The 2,132-nt window shown below is 63.1% G+C and carries 1 pseudogene and 1 CRISPR repeat array; the pseudogene reads right to left on the bottom strand.

The annotated features are described in order from the left end of the window. Positions 1-750, bottom strand: a pseudogene (locus tag K2Z83_RS28230) (WYL domain-containing protein); the annotation flags it as partial. Between the two features lie 162 nt (positions 751-912). Then, positions 913-2,132: direct repeats of the CRISPR family, unit length 37 nt; unit sequence CTCCGCATCACCGACCCGCTTTGAAGGGTTTTGAAAC.

Genomic DNA, 2,132 nt, shown 5'->3' with positions numbered 1-2,132 from the left:
GACCCAGGCCGCGCGCAGCAGCTCCCGCCGCGCGGCGTGGCCCTGGGCCAGGAAGCGCCCGGCGGCCGGGCCGGGCGCCGCCGCCGCCCCGTGCGCGGCCAGCAGGTCGCGGTCGGCGAGCAGCGGGAGCAGCCAGGAGACCAGGGAATCGGCCTCGTCGGGCGCGGCCGGGGCCAGCAGCGGGCGCAGCCGGCGCAGGGCGACCGCCGATGGCCGGCCATTGGCGCGCAGCGGCAGCGGCGCGCGGGCGGCGGCCAGGATGATCGCGGTGGCCGCGCGCAGGGCCAGCGGCAGCTCGGGGGCCGTGGGCGGCGGGGGCGACGCGGGCAGGTCAAGCGGGCGCGGCAGCCAGTCCCGCAGCTCGGGGGCCAGCAGATAGGTCGCCGGGTGGCGCGGGCCAGCCGGGCGCGGCAGCAGCCAGCCCATCAGCAGCAGCCGCTCGGCCAGCGACTGCGGGGCGCGGTCGGCACGCAGGGCGGCGAGCGGCCGGATCGGGCCAAGGTCGGCGATGAGCTGGGCGCGGGCGGCGCCGGGCGGCGCGACGAGCAGCGCCTGCACGGCGGCGCGCTCCTCGGCGTGCAGGCCGAAGAACGCCTCGCGGGCGGCGGCGGAGCGGCAGATCGCCGCCCGCAGGCGGGACAGCCGCTCGGCAGGCGGGCACTGGCGCGGCATGCTCACCCGCTGATGCGACGCGATCAGGCGCAGCAGGGTCTGCGGCACCTCGGCAAGATACTGGCCCCATCGTTGCATGTGCTTGACCTCCCACTGCTGACCTGCTAGAATGGCACTGTGGCCTGATCATACCTGGAGATCACCCAAAATGCAAGGTTATACCAGGGAAAGGGGGAGGCCGCTGGGCACGCGGCACCGCACCATGATGCGCCAGACCTTGACCTCCTCGGATGCGACCCTCTCCGCATCACCGACCCGCTTTGAAGGGTTTTGAAACAAAGGCCAGCCGGTCTGGATGGCGACGAGGTAGTAGACCTCCGCATCACCGACCCGCTTTGAAGGGTTTTGAAACCTCAAGCTCCTCACGTAAGCGCTCCTTCTCGAGCCCTCCGCATCACCGACCCGCTTTGAAGGGTTTTGAAACAGTGCGGCAAAGGTCAGAGCGCCGGTCAGAACCGGCAGCTCCGCATCACCGACCCGCTTTGAAGGGTTTTGAAACTACATACGGGCGAAGTACATGTTAAAATTAGCATCAACTCCGCATCACCGACCCGCTTTGAAGGGTTTTGAAACAAGATTTACGTAAAATGCTCATTGCACGCAGTAAAGCGCTCCGCATCACCGACCCGCTTTGAAGGGTTTTGAAACTGGATGGGACGCTTCTGACGCTTTGCGCCAAAAGCGACTCCGCATCACCGACCCGCTTTGAAGGGTTTTGAAACGTGTTGGGGGCGGCGGCGCCGCCCCCCTTGTTTAGCACTCCGCATCACCGACCCGCTTTGAAGGGTTTTGAAACTCGAGCACTTTCTTGTGAACTGCCATCATTACTAACTCCGCATCACCGACCCGCTTTGAAGGGTTTTGAAACCAGAGAGTCGCTCAGGTCCATTAATGTGGACCGTGGCCTCCGCATCACCGACCCGCTTTGAAGGGTTTTGAAACTTCATACTGAAATGTATCAAAGTAACCAAGTAAACCGTCTCCGCATCACCGACCCGCTTTGAAGGGTTTTGAAACCTCGGCCAGGCAGGCCTTAAGCTCGCTCTGCGCGGTTGCTCCGCATCACCGACCCGCTTTGAAGGGTTTTGAAACTCTTAGACTTTGTTGCAATAAACCCAAATACTAGAATCTCCGCATCACCGACCCGCTTTGAAGGGTTTTGAAACATATCGCCTCTCAAAGCGCGCACGCATTTGAAGAAAACTCCGCATCACCGACCCGCTTTGAAGGGTTTTGAAACTTGAAACACTGAGCGCAGCTGACGTTGTCCTCGTCAGAACCTCCGCATCACCGACCCGCTTTGAAGGGTTTTGAAACAGTCTGGCCCGTTGTTGGGCCACCATCTGGCCGAATCAATCTCCGCATCACCGACCCGCTTTGAAGGGTTTTGAAACTCCGTTCTCGAATTGCTCATAACATCGGTTTGGCCGACTCCGCATCACCGACCCGCTTTGAAGGAG

This window comes from Oscillochloris sp. ZM17-4, assembly GCF_019599295.1.
GTDB lineage: Bacteria > Chloroflexota > Chloroflexia > Chloroflexales > Chloroflexaceae > Oscillochloris.
Note: the sequence above shows the minus strand (reverse complement) of the source record. Positions and strands in the feature narration are given on the sequence as shown.